Consider the following 18,300-nt stretch of genomic DNA (forward strand, 5'->3'; position numbering starts at 1 on the left):
CCGCCGGCGGCGCCCGGAGCCGCAACGCGGGATAGGCCATCAGTTGGCTTGAGCCCGCGCTCCCTGCGCCCATCATCGAAGGTGACCGGGCAACGTCCGCCCGGCTGGAGCCGAGCGATGGAACACACCCTGCGAACCGCCAACCCCGCCGCCACCGAGCGGCAATGGGCGGCAGCCGCGCACCTGGCGGCGCTGATCCTCGCATTGATGACCAGCTGGCTGGTGGGAGTGGCCGGGGTGGTCGGGGCCGGCATCGTCTACCTGCTCAAGCGCGACGACTCCCCGTTCGCCGCCGATCACGCGCGCGAAGCGGTCAATTTCAACCTCAGCATACTGATCTACGCCGCGGCGGCGCTCGCCGCCGGGGTCGGCCTGGTGGGGGTCACGGTGCTCACGCTCGGCGTGGGCGCGATCCTCACCCTCCCCGCCGGGATCGTGCTGCTGCTCCTGGTCGCGGCGATCGCGCTGCTGTGGCTGGTCTGCAGCATCGTCGCCGCGGTCAAGGCCTGGAACGGCGAGCGCTATCGCTACCCGCTGACCATCCGCGTGCTGACCTGAGCGAAGATCGCGCGCGGCAGGCCAAGCGGCACGGCGGATTCCGCAGGCGCGCCAAGCATGCGAGCCGCGCGGCAGCGAACTGGAAAGACGCCCCGTGGGAGCGAGGGCAATCGCGACACCGGCGCGGCGTGCGAGGCGGTTTGATCCGCATTCGGATCGGCGGATCTGGCCAACTTGGCGGGCGGGTCGGCGCGGCGGCCGGTTCTAGGCGGCCGGTTCTAGTGGGTACGTTCGATCGCCTGGCGGCCCAGCTGCCGCAGCGGCGCGTCCGCGGTCATCCCGAGAGCGTCGAGCGCGGCGTTCATCTCCTCGCCCAGCCCGGCCAGCCGGCCACGCGAGGCCTCCACGCCGAGCAGGCCCGGAAACGTGGCCTTGGCCTGGGCCGCGTCCTTGCCGGCGGTCTTGCCGAGGGTGGCGCTGTCGCCCTCGACGTCGAGCAGGTCGTCGCGGATCTGGAAGCCGAGGCCGAGCGCGCTGGCGTAGCGGTCCAGCTGCGCCCGCGCCGCGGCATCGGCACCGGCGGCGATCGCGCCCAGCCGCACCGCCGCGCGCAGCAGGGCGCCGGTCTTCATGGCGTGGAGCCGTTCGAGCTCGACGACAGGAAGCAGGCGATCGGCCCCGCGCTGCTGCTTGCTGCCGGCGGCCGCCAGGTCGCGCGCCTGCCCGCCGCACATGCCGTCGGCCCCGGCCGCGCCGGCGAGCTCGCGCAGCATCGCCACGCGGCGGCCGTCGTCGACCGGCGCGTCCGCCAGCACCGCGAACGCCAGCGACTGCAGCGCATCGCCCGCCAGGATCGCGGTGGCCTCGTCGAAGGCGATGTGCACGGTCGGCCGGCCGCGGCGCAGCGCGTCGTCGTCCATCGCCGGAAGGTCGTCGTGCACCAGCGAATAGGCGTGGACCAGCTCCACCGCCGCCGCGGGCGCGTCCAGGGCGGCGTCGGCGGCACCGAAGGCGTTGCCGCAGGCATAGACCAGCAACGGCCGGATGCGCTTGCCGCCGGCCAGGGCGGCGTGGCGCATCGCCCCGAGCAGACGCGGTTCGCCGTGTTCCAATGCGGCCAGCGCGCGTTCCAGCGCGGCGTCCGCGCGCGCGCGCCAGGCTTGCAGCTGCGGATCCGGCCGCGCGGCCGGATCAGGCATCGCCGGGAATGCCGGGGAACGGCTCGGCGCTGTCCGGCCGCTCCGGTTCGCTGAGCAGCTTCACCCGCAGTTCCGCCTGTTCGAGCGCCTGCTGGCAGCGGCGGTACAGGCCGACCCCGCGCTCGTACGCGGCCAGGGATTCGTCCAGGCTCATGTCGCCGCTCTCCATCTTCTCCACCAGCCGTTCGAGCTGGTCGAGGGAGGCTTCGAAATCGGCGACGCCGGGGGACTCGGCGGGTTCCGGGGCTGGTTTGCGCGGCATCCGGCAAGTCTAAGCCAAGCGCCGTGGATGCGCAGGCCGGGACCGCCGGAAATCACTCGAAGACCGCACCCGGGGACCACGCCAGCCGTAGCCGGCGGTCGCGCAACCAGGCGTCGAGCGAAGCGGAGACCGCGATGTCGCCCGCCGCGAGCACCGCGCCGTCGCCGTCCACCAGCAGCGGCATCCGGGCGCGTACCCAGGGAGGGACCCCGAGCGCCTGCAGCACGTGCTTGAGCGAATGGCTGTGGTCGCGCCGCGGCAGGCGGATGCGTTCGCCGCCGCGGCGGGCCCGCACCCGCAGCTCCGGTGCGGGCGCCGCGCCGGTTTCCGCCGCAGGGCCGGGGTGCCGGGCATTGCCGTCGTCCCGGTTCTCGAACGCCAGGCTGCCGCCGCCCGGCAGCAGCAGGGGCGGATACGGCGGGGACCAGGCGAGTTCCAGTTCGGCCGGCAGCACCGGTTGCTGCGGCCCCGCGTGCAGCAGGTCGCGCCAGCGCCGCAGCGCCACGCCGTGCCAGGCGAAGGCCGGGTTGCGGTCGGACGCGGCGTGCAGCATCTGCGTCTCGACCTGGCGCAGGCCGCGCGCCGGCAGCGGCGGCAGTCCCAGGCCCTCCACCCACAGCCGCAGCACCCGCGCCCGTCGCGGCGCCGGCAGCGACAGCAGGGCGGCGACCGACAGGGTCCACGGGTCGGGGGTGCGCACGCTCGCCAGGGCCTGGGCGTCCTCCTCGCCCAGCAGGGCAGAGGCCTCGGCCGCGAGGCCGGCGCTTGCCGCGAACGCGGCCCGGGCCTGCGGCCAGCGCCGCTCCAGCAGCGGCAGCACCCGGTGGCGGAGAAAGTTGCGGTCGTGTCCGGGGTCGGCATTGGCCGGATCTTCGATCCACGCCAGCCCGCGGGCCCGGGCCGCGTCAAGCAGGTCCGCGCGTGCCGCGTCGAGCAGCGGCCGCCACAGCCAGCCGCGGCCGTAGCGCCGCCACGGCCGCATCGCACCCAGGCCCTCCGCGCCGGACCCGCGCAGCGCCCGCAGCAGGAAGGTCTCGGCCTGGTCGTCGCGGTGATGGGCGAGGGCCAGCACCTCGCCGGGGCGCAGCTCGGCCGCGAACGCGGCATGGCGCGCCGCGCGGGCAGCCGCCTCCGGGCCGGTTCCGGCATCGCCGGACACGCTGACGCGAACGATGCGCAGCGGCACGCCGAGGGCATCGCAGGCGCGCCGGCAATGCCGGGCCCAGGCGTCCGCCTCGGGGTGCAGTCCGTGGTGGACATGGATCGCCCGCAGCCGATCCCATCGTCCGCTCGCTTTCGCTTCGAGCAGCAGATGCAGCAGCACCGTCGAATCGACGCCGCCGCTGTAGCCGACCAGCAGCGGACGCGCCTCGGCGGGAGACGCGCGGGGCAACAGGGCGGGAGAGGGAGCTTGGGGCATCAGCTGGAATCGTGCGGCTGGCGGGGGAGCCGCCCGGGCGGTCCGGCTGCGCGGGACGCGCCTGGGTCCGGAAACCGCCGGCGCGCCCGGCCACCGGGCGATCCTAGTCCCAGGCGGATCCTGGCGCCAACCGCCGGCCCGCCCGCGAGGGCCGGCGCGGCGGCGTTCATCCCAGTTCTCGCTCGGCGATGGCGATCCACTGGCGCTGCTCGCGCCGATAGTAGCGCGGCGAGTGCTGCGCGCGCTTGAGGGTTTCCCGGAACAGCGCCGCGGCCGCGTCGGGATCGCCGCACCGCTTCAACAGCAGCCCGTGGCGGACCCGCGCTTCCTCGCCGGAGAATCCAGGCGTCAACGCCTCGTACTCGTGCAGGGCTGCGGCGACATCGCCGACGGCCTCGACGGCACGGGCGTAGAGCAGATGGCCCTCGCTGGAGCGAAAATCCGGATTGGCGGCGATCAGCTCGTCGAGGGTCGTCCGGGCCTCCTGCGGCAGGCCGAGTTCGAACTGCGCATTCGCCAACCCGAGCATGAGGTGTGGATCGGTCGCATAGATGCCGCTCAGGGCCGAGCGGTACAGCTCGGCCGCCTGCTGGTAGTCGCCGGCGGCGAGGCTCTGCTCGGCCAGCCTGCGGCGGTTGTCCTTGGTGTCCGCCAGTTCCAGCTGGCGGGCGGCCTCGCGTTTGCCACGCTCCGGGTCGATCCTCCCGTGCAGGCTCCTGACCGCTCGCCGTGCCCCGCGGCTGTCGCTCACTCCCGGCAGCACCTCGGCGACCAGGTAGATCGCCACGGCGATGTACGAGCCGATCAGCAGGATGAAGATCCAGTACAGCGGGCGCCCGGTACGGACCGCGTGCACCGCGCAGGCGATCTGCAGCAGGATCGAGAACAGCAGGATGGGGCTCATCGACGCTCCTTGTCGGCTGGATGCGGGGCGGTGCGCGGATTATGCGGCCTCGTAGGCCCCATAGCCGCGCAGCCGCCGGTAGCGCCGCTCCAGCAGTTCCGGCAGCGGCACCCGTTCCAGCGCATCCAGCTCGTTGAGCAGCACCGCCTTCAGGCGGGTGGCGGTCTGGCGCGGATTGCGGTGCGCGCCACCGGTGGGTTCGCGCACCAGCTTGTCGATCAGGCCGAGCTCGAGCAGGCGCCTGGCGGTCAGGCCGAGCTGCTCGGCGGCCTCGCGCTTCTTCTCGGCGTCCTTCCACAGGATCGAGGCGCAGCCCTCCGGCGAGATCACCGAGTAGGTGCTGTATTCCAGCATCAGGGTGCGGTCCCCCACGCCGATCGCCAGCGCGCCGCCGGAACCGCCTTCGCCGATCACGGTGCAGACGATCGGAATGCGCAGTTCCGCCATCTCCAGCAGGTTGCGCGCGATCGCCTCGGACTGGCCGCGCTCCTCGGCGCCGATCCCGGGGTAGGCGCCGGGGGTGTCGATGAAGGTCAGCAGCGGCACGCCGAAACGCTCGGCCATCTTCATCAGCCGCAGCGCCTTGCGATAGCCTTCGGGGCGCGGCATGCCGAAGTTGCGGCGCACCTTGGCCTTGGTGTCGCGGCCCTTCTCGTGGCCGATGATCATCACGCTGCGCCCGTCGACCCGGCCCAGGCCGCCGACGATCGCGGCATCGTCGGAGAAGGCGCGGTCGCCGGCCAGTTCCTCGAACTCGTCGCACATCACCCGCACGTAGTCGTAGGTGTAGGGCCGGGCCGGGTGGCGGGCGAGCTGCGAGACCTGCCAGGGGCTGAGGTCGCGGAAGATCTGCGCGGTGCGCTTGCGCAGCTTGTCCTGCAGTGCGTGGATCTCGGCGTCGATGTTGACCGCCGGGCCGGAACTGGCCTGGCGCAGTTCCTGGATCTTGGCCTCCAGATCGGCGATGGGCTGTTCGAAATCGAGGTAGTTCGGGTTCATCGGCGTCCGTGGGGCCGGAAGGTCGGACAGTCTAGCGGAAGGGCCGGAGCCGGCCGTACCGCGGAGTAGGGAGGCGCCCGTTGCGGCCCGCGCCGCTCAGCCCCAGGGCCGTTGCAGCGCCACTTTCACCCCGCGCACGCCCGGCTGCGCGCGCAGCTGGCCGAGCAGCTCGGCGTCCACGCGCACGCTCTGAGCGCCGTTCAGGTCGAGCGAGCCGGCCGCCCCCGCCGGCACCATCAGGTCGTAGCGCAGCGGGGTCGGGCCCGGCCGATGCGGGGCGAGCAGGCCCTCGATGCGCGCCAGCAGGCCCCGCTCGCGCAGGTCCAGGCGCAGCCACAGGCGCCGTGCGATCTGCGGACAGAGCTGCCGGAAGTCCCAGCAGCGCCGCGCCCGCAGCGCGAAACCGCCGCTGAACTCGTCCTCGCGCAGCCCGCCCTCGACGATCAGGATGCGGTCCCGGGTCAGCAGCGAGGCGTATTCCTGCCAGGCTTCCGCGAAGAACGCGCACTCGAGCCGGCCGCGGCCGTCCTCCAGCTGCACGAACGCCTGCGACTCACCGCGCCGCCGCATCGCCGTGACCAGCCCGGCGACGATCGTCGAGACCTCGGGCCGCCAGCTGCGCGCATCCTCCGGCCGCGCGGCCCAGACCGCGTCGAGGCCGCCGAGGTCGTGGCCGACCAGCTCGCGCAGCTCCTCGCGGTAGGGATCGATGGGGTGGCCGCTGAGGTAGTGGCCGAGGGTCTCGCGCTCGCCGGCGAGGATCTGCGCCAGCGGCCAGGGGTCGGCCTCGGGCAGTTCGATCTGCAGCGCCGGTCCGGCCTCGCCGCCGCCGCCGAACAGCGAGACCTGGCCGGCGTCGCGTTCGCGGGCGAGCTGGTCGCAGGCCTTGATCACCTCGGGCAGCTGCAGCATCAGCGAAGCGCGCTGGCTGCCCAGGGCGTCCATCGCGCCCGACTGGACCAGCGCCTCGAGGGTGCGGCGGTTGAAGCGCGCGGTACCGACCCGGCGGCAGAAGTCCAGCAGGTCGGCGAACGGGCCGGCGGCGGCGCGCTCGGCGGCGATCGCCTCGCAGGCGCCGCGGCCGACCCCCTTCACCGCGCCCAGGCCGTAGCGGATGGTGGCCGCGTCGATCGCCTCGAACATGTAGCCCGATGCGTTCACGTCGGGCGGCAGCACGGTCAGGCTCCGCGCCCGCGCCTCCTCGAGGAACCCGACCACCTTGTCGGTGTTGTCCATGTCCGAGGACAGCACCGCGGCCATGAATTCCGCCGGATGGTGCACCTTGAGCCATGCGGTCTGGTAGGCCACCAGGGCGTAGGCGGCCGAGTGCGACTTGTTGAAGCCGTACTCGGCGAACTTCTCCATCAGGTCGAAGATCTGGGTGGCGGTGCGCGCGTCGACGCCGTTCGCGGCCGCGCCGGCCTCGAACTTGGCGCGCTCCCTGGCCATCTCCTCGGCCTTTTTCTTGCCCATCGCGCGGCGCAGCAGGTCGGCGCCGCCGAGCGAGTAGCCGGCCAGGACCTGGGCGATCTGCATCACCTGTTCCTGGTAGACGATCACGCCGTAGGTCGGCTTGAGCACCGGTTCCAGCGCCGGATGCGGGTAGCTGACCTCGGTGTGGCCGTGCTTGCGGTCGACCCATTCCCGGTCCATCCCCGAGCCCAGCGGGCCGGGGCGGAACAGCGCCGCCAGCGCGATGATGTCCTCGAAGGTGTCGGGCCGGGCGCGCTTGAGCAGCTCGCGCATCCCGCGCGACTCGAACTGGAACACCGCCACGGTATCGCCGCGCGCGAACAGCTCGTAGGTGGCCTTGTCGTCGAGCGGGAGGGCGGTGATGTCGAGAGGGCCGTGATTCGAATCACGGCCTTTGTTGATCGCCTTCACCGCCCAGTCGATGATCGTCAGCGTGCGCAGGCCGAGGAAGTCGAACTTGACCAGGCCGACCGCCTCGACGTCGTCCTTGTCGAACTGGGTCACCGGCTGCTTGCCGCGGCCTTCGCCGTCGTGCTCGGCGAACAGCGGGCAGAAGTCCGACAGCGGGCTCGGCGCGATCACCACGCCGCCGGCGTGCTTGCCGGCGTTGCGGGTGAGGTCCTCGAGCTGCAGGGCGAGGTCGATCAGGTCGCGGACGTCGTCCTCTTCGGCGTAGCGCTGGATCAGCTCGGCGGAGCGCAGGTTCTCGTCCTTCTGCGCCTTTTCGGTGCGGCCGAGCGCGTCGGACAGCGAGATCCCGAGCACCAGCGGCACCAGCTTGGCGATGCCGTCGACGAAGCCGTACGGATAGCCGAGCACGCGCCCGACGTCGCGCACCACCGCCTTGGCCGCCATGGTGCCGTAGGTGATGATCTGGCTGACCCGGTCGCGGCCGTACTTGGCCGAGACGTAGTCGATCACCTCGTCGCGGCGGTCCATGCAGAAATCGATGTCGAAATCCGGCATCGACACGCGTTCGGGGTTGAGGAAGCGCTCGAACAGCAGGTCGTAAGGCAGCGGGTCGATGTCGGTGATGCCGAGCGACCAGGCCACCAGCGAACCGGCGCCGGAGCCGCGCCCCGGGCCCACCGGGATGTCGTGCTGCTTGGCCCAGTTGATGAAGTCGGCGACGATCAGGAAGTAGCCGGGGAACCCCATCGAGAGGATCACCGCGAGTTCGGCCTCCAGGCGCTCGGCATAGCTTTCCCGGGTGTGGCCGTCGGCCAGCGGGTGCCTGGCGAGCCGCGCCGCCAGGCCGTCGCGCGCTTCCTTTCGGATCCAGGACTCCAGGGTGTGGTCGTCCGGCACCGGGAAAGCCGGCAGGTAGTACTTGCCCAGGCTCAGTTCGAAGTTGCAGCGCTGCGCCAGCGCCACGGTATTGTCGAGCGCGTCGGGCAGGTCGGCGAACAGCGCCGCCATCTCGTCGGCGGACTTGAGGTACTGCTGCGGGCTGTAGTCGCGCGGCCGGCGCGGATCCTCCAGTACCCGGCCGGAGGCGATGCACACCCGGGCCTCGTGGGCGGCGAACCCCTCCGCGTCGATGAAGCGCACGTCGTTGCTGGCCACGACCGGGATCCCGCGGACCGATGCCGCATGCAGCGCGAACTCGTTGAACGCCTCCTCGCCCTCGCGGCCGCAGCGGGTCAGTTCCAGGTGCAGGCGGTCGCCGAAGCCGGCGTGCAGGTCCGCCAGCCACTGCAGCGCCAGCTCGTGGCGGCCGGCCGCGGCCAGCCGTCCGGCCTCGCTGTGGCGGCCGACCAGGGCGAACAGGTCGCCGCACTCGGCGCGCAACCATTGCGGGCGCGCGACCACGCCGTCGGTGCGGTGGCCCTCCATCCAGGCGCGGCTGAGCAGCCGCGAGAGCCCGAGATAGCCCTCGCGGTTGCGGCACAGCAGCGTGACCGGCCAGGCCGCCTCGTCGCCTTCGGCGATCATCACGTCGGCGCCGGTGATCGGCTTCAGCCCGGCGGCCTCGGCCCTGCGGTGGAACTCCACCAGCGCGAACAGGTTGTTGCGGTCGGTGATCGCCATGGCGGGCTGGCCGAGCGCAGCGCAACGCGCGACCAGCTGCGGAATGCGGATCGTCGAATCGACCAGCGAGTATTCGCTGTGCAGGTGGAGGTGGGCGAAGCGTGTGGACATCGGACGGCCGTCGCGTCAGCACGCAGGGTAGGCCGGGGGGGCGGTGCCGACAAGGCTTGACAGGGGCCGCGGGCGGCCGGGTGCGGTCAGGCCAGGGCTTCGGACAGCGGCGCCGGCGCAAACATCGATCCCTGCGCGGCCAGCCGAACCGGGGCGAAGCTGCGGCGGTGCTCGGGGCAGGGGCCGAGCCGGTTGAGCGCGTCCAGGTGCGCGGGCGTCGAATAGCCCTTGTGCAGGTCGAACCGGTAGCCGGGGTGGTGGAGGTGGCGCTCGCGCATGGCGCGGTCGCGGGCCACCTTGGCCAGGATCGACGCCGCCATGATCGAGCGGTCGCGCGCATCCCCGCCGACCAGCGCCTCGGCCGCGCACGGCAGGCCCGGCGGCAGCAGGTTGCCGTCGACGCGGGCGCTGCAGGTGCCCCGATCGCCGACCGTGTCCACCACGCCCTCCAGCGCGCGGCGCATTCCCAGCAGGGTGGCCTGGAGGATGTTGATGCGGTCGATCTCGCCCGCCTCGATGAACACGATGCGCCAGGCCAGCGCTCGCTCGACGATGCGGGCGTACAGGACCTCGCGGCGGGCGGCGCAGAGCTGCTTGGAATCGTCGAGGCCGTTGATGCGCGGCCGTGCCGGGTCGAACACCACGGCCGCGACCACCACCGGCCCGGCCAGCGGCCCGCGACCGGCCTCGTCGACCCCGGCGACCAGCGCGTTCACCGGCGCGCCACCAGCGCTTCGACCACGTCGGCGGCGCGCGCCGAGGCGTCGCGACGCAGGGTGGCGTGGATCTGCCGGAAGCGCGGTTCGAGCGCGGCCACGGCGCGCGGGTCGCGCAGCCAGCCGAGCACGGCTGCGGCCAGATCGGGGGCGGTGCATCGCTCCTGCATGAGTTCGGGAACCAGTTCCTCTCCGGCAAGCACGTTGGGCAGGGCGTAGCGTTCGATCTTCAGCAGCCCCAGCGCCCTGACCAGGATAGACGTTGCGCGAGCGACGCGGTAGCCGACCACCATCGGCCGCTTCGCCAGCATCCCCTCGAGGGTGGCGGTGCCGGACGCGAGCAGCACCGCGTCCGCGGCCACCATCGCCTCGCGCGCCTGCCCGTCCAGCAGGCGCACGCCGGCGCCGCGCAGCGGCGAGGCGGCGATCCGCGCCCGCAGCGCCTCGGCGCAGCGGGCGTCGGCCGCCGGCACCAGCACCAGCAGGCCGGGGACCTCCGCCGCCACCAGCGCCGCCGCCTCGAGGAAGACCTCGGCGAGCCGCCCGATCTCGCCCAGGCGCGAACCGGGCAGCACCGCCAGCACGGTGGCGTCGCGGGCCACGTCGAGGCGCGCCCGCGCCGCACGCCGGTCCGGGTCCAGCGGCATCGCGTCGGCCATCGGGTGGCCGACGAAGCGCGCATCGACGCCGTAGCCGGCGTAGATCTCCGGCTCCATCGGGAACAGGCACAGCACCCGGTCGGCGCTGCGGCCGATGCTGCGCGCGCGGCCCCGGCGCCACGCCCAGACCGAGGGGCTGACGTAGTGCACCGTGCGCACGCCGCGCAGCCGGAGCATCCGCTCGAGCCCCAGGTTGAAGTCGGGAGCGTCGATGCCGATGAAGGCGTCCGGCCGCCACGCCAGGATCCGGCGCCGCAGCGCGGCCCGCAGCATCAGCAGCCGCGGCAGGTGCGAGAGCACCTCGCTCAGTCCCATGACCGCCAGTTCCGAGGCGTCGTGCCAGGCATCCAGCCCGGCCGCCCGCATGGCATCTCCCCCGACCCCGGCGAACAGCGCGTGCGGATGGCGCTGCCGCAGCTCGCGGATCAGGCCGGCGCCGAGCTGGTCCCCGGACGCCTCGCCGGCGACCAGCGCGAACCGCGGTACCGGCCGGGCGGGCGGTGCGGCGGCTGGAGCTGGAGTGTCGACCGTGGCGGCGGGGTCGGGTGCGCTGTTCACGGCTCGGCGGTCATCGCGGCCAGGAGCGGGTCATCTTAGCAGCGGGCGCTGGCCGGCCTCGACGAAATCGAGCATCTGGCGGACGTCGTCGCTCTCGCCGGCGATCTCCTCCAGCCGGGCGCGGATCTCCTCCTGGCTGCCGCCCGACAGGTAGAGCGCGCGATAGGCGCGCTTGATCGCAGCGGTGCGCGCCGGATCGAATCCGCGCCGCTTCAGCCCTTCGCTGTTGATGCCGCGGGGCCGTCCGTAGCCCTCCTGCGCCACCATCACGAAGGGCGGCACGTCGCCGTTGACGAACGCGCCCATGCCGACGAAGGCGTGCATGCCGATCCGGCAGAACTGGTGGATGCCGACGAAGCCGCTGAGGATCACGTGGTCGCCGATCTCGACGTGCCCGGCGAGGGTGGCATTGTTGGAGAACACGCAGTGGTCGCCGACCCGGCAGTCGTGGGCCACGTGGGCATAGGCGAGCAGCCAGTTGTCGTGGCCGATCCTGGTGCAGCCGCCGCCATCGCCGGTGCCGCGGTTGATGGTGACGAACTCGCGGATGGTGTTGCGGTCGCCGATCTCGAGTTCGACGCGCTCGCCGCGGTATTTCTTGTCCTGCGGGTCGCCGCCGATCGCGGCGTGGCCGTGGATGCGGTTGTCGCGGCCGATCCTGGCGGGCCCGGAAATGCTGCAGTGGGGGCCGATCCTGGTGCCGGCGCCGATCTCGACCTCCGCACCGATCAGGCTGAAGGCGCCGATCGACACGCCCTCGCCGATTCGCGCCGACGGGTCGACCACCGCGGAGTGATGGATCGCCGGAGCGGCGGTCATTCCCGCTCCTGGACCTCGGCGCAGAGGATCTCCGCGCAGGCGACCTCTTCGCCGTTCACGCTGGCGGTGCCGGCATACAGCGTCATGTTGCGGATCGCGCGGCGGATCTCCACGTCCAGGTCGAGACGGTCCCCGGGCACCACCATGCGCGAGAACCGGGCCTTGTCCACCTTGACCAGGTAGGAGATCCGGCCGGTGCAATCCACCTTCTTGCTCAGGTGGCTGAGCACGCCGCCGGCCTGCGCCAACGCCTCGATCACCAGCACCCCGGGCATCACCGGATTGCCCGGAAAGTGCCCCTGGAAGAAGTGCTCGTTGGCCGAGACGTGCTTGTAGCAGCGCACCCGGCGGTCGCATTCGAACTCGACCACCCGGTCGACCAGCAGGAACGGGTAGCGATGCGGGAGCAGCTCTTGGATGCCCTGGAAGCCGATCGGCAGTGACAGTTCTCGATTCATTCCCGTTCCCGTTCCAAGGCGATGACGCGTCGCGCGAGGCCGTCCAGCTGGCGCAGGCGCGCCGCGCTGCGGCGCCAATCGCGGCTGCGCATCACCGAAATGCCGGAAGAATACTCGCCCGGCTCGCGGATGGACTGCGAGACCATGCTCATGGCGGTGACCACCACATGGTCGCAGATCTCGAGGTGGCCGGCGACGCCGGCGGCTCCGGCGAGCATGCAGTAGCGGCCGATCCGCGCGCTGCCGGCGATCCCGACGCAGCCCGCCATGGCGGTATGCGCGCCGACGTGCACGTTGTGGGCGATCTGGATCAGGTTGTCCAGGCGGACGTCCTCCTCGAGCACCGTGTCCTCGATGGCGCCGCGGTCGATGGTGGTGTTGGCGCCGATCTCGCAGTCGTCGCCGACGCGCACGCCGCCCAGTTGCGGCACGTTGATCCAGCGGCCGGCATCCATCGCCAGGCCGAAGCCGTCGGCCCCGAGTACCGCGCCGGGATGGATCCGCACCCGCGCCCCCAGCAGCACCCGCGCCACCAGGGTGACGCGCGCGACCAGTTCGCAGTCGCGGCCGACCGCGCAATCCTCGCCGATCACGCAGCCCGGCCCGACGATCGCGCCGGCCGCCACCCGGCTGCGGGCGCCGATGCTCGTCAGGGGTCCGACCTCGGCCGCGGGATCCACCTCGGCATCGGCGTGCACGACCGCACTGGGATGGATCCCCGGTGCCGCCACCCGCCGCGGGTGGAACAGCGCCGCGGCGCGCGCGTAGGCCGCGTACGGATCCCCGGCGACCAGGGCGGTCCCGGGATAGCCGGCGGCGTCTTCACCGCGTAGCAGCACCGCGCCGGCGCGGGTCGCGGCGAGCTCGCCGCGATATCGGGCGCTGGAGAGGAACGCCAGCTCGCCGGGGCCGGCCGCCGCCAGCGAGCCCACCCCGTGCAGGGCAATCGCGGGATCGCCGCGCAGCTCCAGACCGAGCCGTTGCGCGAGTTCGGCGGCGGTCAGTGCATGCTTCGCATCCATGGGAGGACCGGGCGGCGCCGCGGCCTCAGAACGCGCCGCCGAACGTGAACTGCAGGCGCTCGACTTCGTCGCCCTCGCGGATCAGGTCGCCGGAACCGCCGCGCACCGTGTCCTGCTTCTCGATCGGGAACGCGTAGCTGATCGAGATCGGGCCCACCGGCGCGCGCCACATCAGCGCGACGCCCGCCGAGATCCGCAGCTCCTTCGCTTCGAAGGCGTCGAAATCGCTGTACACGTTGCCGAAGTCGACGAACGCCGAGATCCGCGCCGCCGGCGAGTCGAGCAGGGTCGGAAAGTACATTTCCAGCGAACCGACGGTCTTGAACGCGCCGCCGAGCGGCTGCAGGAAGGTGCTGTCCCCGGCGCCCTCGCGCGGGCCCAGGGTGTTGTCGCGGAAGCCGCGCACCGAGCGGGTGCCGCCGGCGTAGAAGTTCTCGTAGAACGGCAGGCCGCCGGCGGTGACCGTCCTGACGAAGTCGTCGGAGGACGGCTCGCACGGGTCCGACGGATCGGCGCCGGGCACCCACACGTCCGGGGTATCGGGATCGTCGTCGTGATCGTCGAGGACCGGATTGTTGTAGCAGATGTTGCGGGTCACGTCGTCGCCGTAGCTGTCGCCGTAGCCCAGCTCGGCGCGGGTGTTGAGCACCAGCGCGCGGCTGATCGGCCAGTACTTGGAGAACTCGTAGTTGAGCTTGTAGTACTCGGCGGTGGAGCCGGGCAGGGTGACCTCGGCGGAGATGCGCTGGTAGGTGCCCCGGGTCGGCTGCAGGAAGTCGTTGCGGGTGTCGCGGGCGTAGCCCACCTCGCTGCGCCAGGCGTGGAAGGTGCGCGCGCCGAAGGCGTCGATGTAGTCGACGATGGAGTCCGGGGTCGATCCGCGGAAGGTGAAGATCTCGTTGCGGTCGATGCCGAACAGCAGCGAGAAACTGTCGTGCTCGGAGATCGGGATGCCCAGCACCGCCTGGCTGGCGGCGCTGGTGGAGGAGTACTGGGCGGTGTTGAAGTCGGAGTTGTCGAACTCGCGCCACCACAGGTTGTAGCCCAGCGACAGCCCGTCGTCGGTGAAGTAGGGGTTGAGGTAGGAGAACGCGTAGCGCTGCAGATAGCTGCTGCGGCTGGCCTCGATCGAGACCCGGTTGCCGCTGCCGAGGAAGTTGTTCTGCGACAGCTGGATCGAGGTGGTGACGCCCGACAGCTGCGAGTAGCCCAGGCCGAACACGAAACTGCCCGAGGTGGTCTCGGTGACGTTGAACACCACGTCCACCTCGTCCGCGCTGCCCGGCACCGGCTCGGTCTCGACGTTGACGCTGCCGGACTCGAAGAAGCCGAGCCGCTGCAGCCGCACCTTGGAACGGTCCACGGCGGCCTGCGAGTACCAGCTGCCCTCGAACTGGCGCATCTCGCGCCGCAGCACCTCGTCGGAGGTGCGGGTGTTGCCCTTGAACACGATCCGGCGCACGTTGACCCGCGGTCCCGGCACGACCTGCATGTTGATCGCCACGGTGCGGTTCTCGCGGTCGACCTCGGGAATCGGGTTGACCTGGGCGAAGGCGTAGCCGATGTTGCTGAGGGTGGCGATGATCGCGTCGGAACTGAGCTCGAGCAGGGCGCGCGAGAAGGTCTGGCCCTCGCGCAGGAACACCCGCTGCTCGATCTGCTCCTTCGGCAGGACGGTGTCGCCGGTGACCTCGACCCCGGAGATCCGGTACACCTCGCCCTCGGTGATGCCGGCGGTGATGTACATGTCGCGCTTGTCGGGGCTGATCGCCACCTGGATGCCGTCCTCGCTGTAGTCGAGGTGGCCGCGGTCCATGTAGAAGTTCTGCAGCTTCTCGCGGTCGCCGTCGAGCTTCTCGCGCGAATACTGGTCGTCGCGCCGATACCAGCTGAGCCAGTTGCTCTCGGCCGACTCCCAGTTCTCCAGCAGGTCCTCCTGCTCGTACAGCTCGTTGCCGACCAGGTTGATATGGCGGATCTTGGCGGCCTTGCCCTCGTCGATGGCGATGGTCACGTCGACGCGGTTGCGGTCCAGCCGCGACACGGTCGGAGTGATGTCGACGTTGTACTTGCCGCGGTTGTTGTACTGGCGGGTGAGTTCCTGGGTGACACGGTCGAGCGCCAGGCGGTCGAAGGTGTCGCCCTCGGCCAGCCCGATCTCGGTGAGGCCCTTCATCAGGTCCTCGGTCTGGATGTCCTTGTTGCCGGTCAGGGTGAGGCGGTTGATGGCCGGACGCTCGGTGACCGTCACCACCAGGATGTCGCCCTGGCGGCCGATCCGGACGTCCTCGAAGAAGCCGGTGCGGTAGAGCGCGCGGATCGCCTCGCCGACGCGGGTCTGGTCGACCTCGTCGCCGCGTTCGATCGGCAGGTAGGTGAATACCGTTCCGGCGCCGATCCGCTGCAGGCCGTCGACGCGAATGTCGGCGACGGTGAAGCGCGCGCTGGCGGGGGACGCGGCCGATGGCGGCGGTGCCGTTTCCGTCTGCGCCCAGGCGGGGGCGGCGATGGCCGCGGTCAGGGCGAGGGCGAGCAGGCGGCGGCTTGGAATTCGCGTCATCTAGTGCGTCCGTTTGGGGAGATCTCGCCGTCGCGGAGCCGCGAGGACGGGTTGCGGGCAGTCATCGTTGCATCAGTTGCAGGATGTCGTTGTAGAACGCCAGCCCCATCAGGCTGGCCAGCAGCGCCAGCCCGACATATTGCCCGGCGACCATGGCACGTTCGCTTAACGGACTGCCCTTGACCAACTCGATAAGGTAATACAGGAGATGCCCGCCATCCAAGAGCGGGATCGGCAACAGGTTGAGCACCGCCAGGCTGAGCGACAGCAGCGCGAGGATCGTCAGGTACCAGGCGACCCCCTGCTGCGCGTAGGCGTTGGCGGCGCGGGCGATGGTGATCGGGCCGGCCACGGTGTTCTCCACCGCCACCTTGCCGCTGAAGGCGCGTCCGATCATGCCGAACAGCTGCCCGGTCAGGTGCGCGGTCTCGCGCACTGCGGCGGGAACAGCCTGTAGCGGGCCGTAGCGCTGCAGCGCGTCGCGTGGGGGGGCGTCGGCTTCCTGGGGGGTGATGCCGAGCGCCCAGAAGCGGCCGCGCTCCGGGGTCTCCTCCAGGCGCGGGGAGATCTCCAGCGCCAGGCGCTCGCCATCGCGCTCGACCTCGATCATGCCGCTATCGCCGCCCAGCGCCTGCACCAGGGGGCCGATTTCGTCGAAAGTGCCGACCGGAGCGCCGTCCAGCGCGGTGACGCGGTCGCCCTCGGCGAGCACTCCCCAGGCGGCCGAGTCCGGCAGCACCCGGCCGACGACCGGCGGCAGCAGCGCATGCCGCGGCAGTAGCCCGATCCCGGACAGCAGCTGGCGGTCGTCGAGCTCGGCCGGTAGGCGCGAGAGCGGCAGGGTGCGCGTGCCCACCTCGCCGTCGGCCCCGCGCACCCGCAATCGCACGTCGGCGCGATCCAGGGCGGGGGGCAGCAGCGCCAGTTGCAGCTCGTTCCAGGTCGGGGTCGCGCGTGCTCCGACGGCCTCGATGGCGTCGCCGCGGCGCAGGCCCGCTTCTGCGGCGATGCCTTCGCTGTGGCCCACCACCGGGGCGTAGTCGGGGCGCCCGATCACGAACATCGCCCACAGCAGGGCCACGCACAGCAGCAGGTTCGCGGCCGGGCCGGCAGCGACGATGGCGATGCGCCGCCACACCGACTTGCGGTTGAACGACTGCGAGAGCTGTTCCGGCGGCACCGGCGCCTCGCGCTCGTCGAGCATCTTCACGTAGCCGCCGAGCGGCAGCATCGCGACGACGTACTCGGTGCCGTCGCGGCCGCGGCGCGACCACAGCGCCCGGCCGAAACCCACCGAGAATCGCAGCACCTTCACCCCGTTGCGCCGCGCCACCCAGTAGTGGCCGAACTCGTGGAAGGTCACCAGCACGCCGAGGCTGACCAGCAGCCACCACACGGAACCGAAGAATGTACTCATGCAGGCGGGCTCATGCGGCGTGGCGCGGGATTGCGGACAGGGCATGACGGCGCGCGGCGGCATCCGCCGCGCGCAGCTCGTCGAGGTCGCCCGCGGCCGTCGCGGGCAGCGCGGCGAGGGTGTCCGCGACCAGCCCCGGAATGTTCAGGAAACCGATCCGGCCCTGAAGGAAGGCTGAAACCGCCACCTCGTTGGCGGCGCTGAGCACCGCCGGTGCGGTGCCCCCGCTGACCAGGGCCTGCCGGGCCAGCGCCAGGCAGGGGAAGGCGTCGGGGTCGGGCGCTTCGAAATCCAGGCGCCCCTGCGTCAGCAGGTCCAGCCCGGGCACCCCCGACGCGATCCGCTTCGGCCAGCCCAGCCCCACCGCCAGAGCGGTGCGCATGTCCGGCAGGCCCAGCTGCGCCAGGGTGGAGCCGTCGACGAACTCCACCAGCGAATGGACCAGGCTCTGCGGATGCACCAGCACCTCGATGCGGGCGTCGGGCAGGCCGAACAGGTGATGGGCCTCGATCACCTCCAGGCCCTTGTTCATCAGCGTCGCGGAGTCGACCGAGATCTTCGGCCCCATCGACCACTTCGGGTGGGCCACCGCCTGGGCCGGGGTCACGCCCGCCAGCTCGGCGCGGTTGCGCCCGCGGAACGGCCCGCCGGATGCGGTCAGCACGAGGCGGCGGACGCCCTCGTCCACCCGTCCGCCGGGCAGGCACTGGAAGATCGCGTTGTGCTCGCTGTCGATCGGCACGATGGTGGCGCCGGCGCCGCGTGCCGCGGCGGTGAGCAGCTCTCCCGCCAGCACCAGCGACTCCTTGTTGGCCAGCAGCAGGCGCTTGCCGGCGCGCGCCGCCGCCAGGGTGGAGTCCAGCCCGGCCGCGCCGACGATCGCCGCGACCACCGTATCGCAGGCGTCGCCGGCCACCAGCCCTTCCAGTGCGGCCGCGCCGGCGTAGGCGCGCACCGGCAGGCCGGCCGCCCGCAGCCCGTCGCGCAGCGCCGCGAAGCGCGATTCGTCGGCGATCACGGCGTGGTCGGGGCGATGTGCGCGGCACAGCGCCAGCAGCGCGTCGACGTTGCCCCCGGCCGCCAGCACACTGGCGCGCAGCCGCTGCGGGTGGCGTGCGATCACGTCCAGCGCGGAGCCGCCGATCGAGCCGGTGGCGCCGAGCACCGCGACATTGCGGACCGCGCTCACGCGCG

Annotated in this window: 15 protein-coding genes; 1 reads left to right on the forward strand and 14 read right to left on the reverse strand. The window is 72.0% G+C overall.

The annotated features are described in order from the left end of the window. Nucleotides 1-117 precede the first annotated feature (117 nt). On the forward strand, nucleotides 118-558 hold the full coding sequence (locus QFW77_RS10375; RefSeq protein WP_280574573.1) for a DUF4870 domain-containing protein: 441 nt from the start codon (nucleotides 118-120) through the stop codon (nucleotides 556-558). Between the two features lie 218 nt (nucleotides 559-776). Here the strand turns inward: QFW77_RS10375 and QFW77_RS10380 are convergent, their stop codons facing one another. The 14 genes from QFW77_RS10380 to dxr form a co-directional block, all read right to left on the reverse strand. Further along, on the reverse strand, nucleotides 777-1,697 hold the full coding sequence (locus tag QFW77_RS10380) for a farnesyl diphosphate synthase (protein ID WP_280574574.1): 921 nt from the start codon (nucleotides 1,695-1,697) through the stop codon (nucleotides 777-779). Continuing rightward, the gene (locus QFW77_RS10385) at nucleotides 1,690-1,959 is read right to left on the reverse strand and encodes an exodeoxyribonuclease VII small subunit (RefSeq protein ID WP_280574575.1); all 270 of its coding nucleotides are present in this window, start codon (nucleotides 1,957-1,959) and stop codon (nucleotides 1,690-1,692) included. Before QFW77_RS10385 ends, QFW77_RS10380 begins: the two co-directional genes overlap by 8 nt. 52 nt (nucleotides 1,960-2,011) lie before the next feature. Then, on the reverse strand, nucleotides 2,012-3,379 hold the full coding sequence (tilS, locus tag QFW77_RS10390) for a tRNA lysidine(34) synthetase TilS (protein ID WP_280574576.1): 1,368 nt from the start codon (nucleotides 3,377-3,379) through the stop codon (nucleotides 2,012-2,014). A 166-nt stretch (nucleotides 3,380-3,545) separates the two neighbouring features. After that, nucleotides 3,546-4,283: a tetratricopeptide repeat protein gene (locus QFW77_RS10395; RefSeq protein ID WP_280574577.1), complete on the reverse strand. Its 738-nt coding sequence runs from the start codon at nucleotides 4,281-4,283 to the stop codon at nucleotides 3,546-3,548. A 39-nt stretch (nucleotides 4,284-4,322) separates the two neighbouring features. Further along, the gene (locus QFW77_RS10400) at nucleotides 4,323-5,282 is read right to left on the reverse strand and encodes an acetyl-CoA carboxylase carboxyltransferase subunit alpha (RefSeq protein WP_280574578.1); all 960 of its coding nucleotides are present in this window, start codon (nucleotides 5,280-5,282) and stop codon (nucleotides 4,323-4,325) included. A 96-nt stretch (nucleotides 5,283-5,378) separates the two neighbouring features. Next, nucleotides 5,379-8,897, reverse strand: coding sequence for a DNA polymerase III subunit alpha (gene dnaE, locus QFW77_RS10405; protein ID WP_280574579.1), 3,519 nt, complete (start codon nucleotides 8,895-8,897; stop codon nucleotides 5,379-5,381). An 86-nt stretch (nucleotides 8,898-8,983) separates the two neighbouring features. After that, nucleotides 8,984-9,613, reverse strand: coding sequence for a ribonuclease HII (rnhB, locus tag QFW77_RS10410; RefSeq protein ID WP_280574580.1), 630 nt, complete (start codon nucleotides 9,611-9,613; stop codon nucleotides 8,984-8,986). Then, nucleotides 9,610-10,830 (reverse strand): lipid-A-disaccharide synthase, encoded by a 1,221-nt coding sequence (gene lpxB / locus QFW77_RS10415; RefSeq protein ID WP_425603313.1) that lies wholly within the window; start codon nucleotides 10,828-10,830, stop codon nucleotides 9,610-9,612. Before lpxB ends, rnhB begins: the two co-directional genes overlap by 4 nt. 30 nt (nucleotides 10,831-10,860) lie before the next feature. Continuing rightward, nucleotides 10,861-11,649: an acyl-ACP--UDP-N-acetylglucosamine O-acyltransferase gene (gene lpxA / locus QFW77_RS10420; RefSeq protein ID WP_280574581.1), complete on the reverse strand. Its 789-nt coding sequence runs from the start codon at nucleotides 11,647-11,649 to the stop codon at nucleotides 10,861-10,863. Beyond that, the gene (gene fabZ, locus QFW77_RS10425) at nucleotides 11,646-12,107 is read right to left on the reverse strand and encodes a 3-hydroxyacyl-ACP dehydratase FabZ (protein ID WP_280574582.1); all 462 of its coding nucleotides are present in this window, start codon (nucleotides 12,105-12,107) and stop codon (nucleotides 11,646-11,648) included. Before fabZ ends, lpxA begins: the two co-directional genes overlap by 4 nt. Next, on the reverse strand, nucleotides 12,104-13,129 hold the full coding sequence (gene lpxD, locus QFW77_RS10430; protein ID WP_280574584.1) for a UDP-3-O-(3-hydroxymyristoyl)glucosamine N-acyltransferase: 1,026 nt from the start codon (nucleotides 13,127-13,129) through the stop codon (nucleotides 12,104-12,106). The genes fabZ and lpxD overlap by 4 nt, the downstream gene beginning before the upstream one ends. A 25-nt stretch (nucleotides 13,130-13,154) precedes the next feature. Next, nucleotides 13,155-15,689, reverse strand: coding sequence for an outer membrane protein assembly factor BamA (gene bamA, locus QFW77_RS10435; protein WP_280574585.1), 2,535 nt, complete (start codon nucleotides 15,687-15,689; stop codon nucleotides 13,155-13,157). Nucleotides 15,690-15,750: 61 nt separating this feature from the next. Next, the gene (rseP, locus tag QFW77_RS10440; protein WP_280574586.1) at nucleotides 15,751-17,106 is read right to left on the reverse strand and encodes an RIP metalloprotease RseP; all 1,356 of its coding nucleotides are present in this window, start codon (nucleotides 17,104-17,106) and stop codon (nucleotides 15,751-15,753) included. 10 nt (nucleotides 17,107-17,116) lie between these two features. Then, a complete protein-coding gene (dxr, locus tag QFW77_RS10445; protein ID WP_280574587.1) occupies nucleotides 17,117-18,295 on the reverse strand; it encodes a 1-deoxy-D-xylulose-5-phosphate reductoisomerase in 1,179 nt (392 codons plus the stop codon). Between the last annotated feature and the right edge of the window lie 5 nt (nucleotides 18,296-18,300).

The organism is Luteimonas endophytica (assembly GCF_029887875.1).
Taxonomy (GTDB): Bacteria; Pseudomonadota; Gammaproteobacteria; order Xanthomonadales; family Xanthomonadaceae; genus Luteimonas; species Luteimonas endophytica.

Bases quoted from the DNA above. Each gene is read 5' to 3' on its own strand.
- fabZ (WP_280574582.1), bottom strand. From the start codon at position 12,107: ATGAATCGAGAACTGTCACTGCCGATCGGCTTCCAGGGCATCCAAGAG.
- QFW77_RS10375 (WP_280574573.1), top strand. From the start codon at position 118: ATGGAACACACCCTGCGAACCGCCAACCCCGCCGCCACCGAGCGGCAA.
- QFW77_RS10400 (WP_280574578.1), bottom strand. From the start codon at position 5,282: ATGAACCCGAACTACCTCGATTTCGAACAGCCCATCGCCGATCTGGAG.
- tilS (WP_280574576.1), bottom strand. From the start codon at position 3,379: ATGCCCCAAGCTCCCTCTCCCGCCCTGTTGCCCCGCGCGTCTCCCGCC.
- lpxA (WP_280574581.1), bottom strand. From the start codon at position 11,649: ATGACCGCCGCTCCGGCGATCCATCACTCCGCGGTGGTCGACCCGTCG.
- QFW77_RS10395 (WP_280574577.1), bottom strand. From the start codon at position 4,283: ATGAGCCCCATCCTGCTGTTCTCGATCCTGCTGCAGATCGCCTGCGCG.
- rseP (WP_280574586.1), bottom strand. From the start codon at position 17,106: ATGAGTACATTCTTCGGTTCCGTGTGGTGGCTGCTGGTCAGCCTCGGC.
- dnaE (WP_280574579.1), bottom strand. From the start codon at position 8,897: ATGTCCACACGCTTCGCCCACCTCCACCTGCACAGCGAATACTCGCTG.
- lpxD (WP_280574584.1), bottom strand. From the start codon at position 13,129: ATGGATGCGAAGCATGCACTGACCGCCGCCGAACTCGCGCAACGGCTC.
- bamA (WP_280574585.1), bottom strand. From the start codon at position 15,689: ATGACGCGAATTCCAAGCCGCCGCCTGCTCGCCCTCGCCCTGACCGCG.
- QFW77_RS10385 (WP_280574575.1), bottom strand. From the start codon at position 1,959: ATGCCGCGCAAACCAGCCCCGGAACCCGCCGAGTCCCCCGGCGTCGCC.
- QFW77_RS10380 (WP_280574574.1), bottom strand. From the start codon at position 1,697: ATGCCTGATCCGGCCGCGCGGCCGGATCCGCAGCTGCAAGCCTGGCGC.